Here is a 367-nt window from a genome sequence, read left to right as displayed (position 1 = left end):
ACAGGCCGTCCGATAGAAGCCAAAATTCGGTTTAACGCGTCCCCATCGTCTAGAGGCCTAGGACATCACCCTTTCACGGTGGCGACCGGGGTTCGAATCCCCGTGGGGACGCCAGCTTCAAACAGACAGCCCTGACCTCGGTCGGGGCTTTTTGTTTGACGAGCCCCTTCCCATTCGGCAAGACCGCCGCTATGATAGGCGGCTCGCAGCACAACTGCGGGGCCATAGCTCAGCTGGGAGAGCGCCTGCATGGCATGCAGGAGGTCGGCGGTTCGATCCCGCCTGGCTCCACCACTTCTCCGGACACAGGCCGTCCGATAGAAGCCAAAATTCGGTTTAACGCGTCCCCATCGTCTAGAGGCCTAGG

General features: G+C 60.8%; 2 tRNA genes. Both read left to right on the top strand.

From position 1 onward, the window contains the following. Positions 1–38: 38 nt before the first annotated feature. A tRNA-Glu gene (locus AC1DIQ_RS19025) sits at positions 39–114 on the top strand. Between the two features lie 104 nt (positions 115–218). Then, positions 219–294: transfer RNA gene (locus AC1DIQ_RS19020), tRNA-Ala, on the top strand. Positions 295–367: the final 73 nt, after the last annotated feature.

Source organism: Stenotrophomonas sp. 05L413 (assembly GCF_056397945.1).
This window is presented reverse-complemented; position numbering and strand designations above follow the sequence as displayed.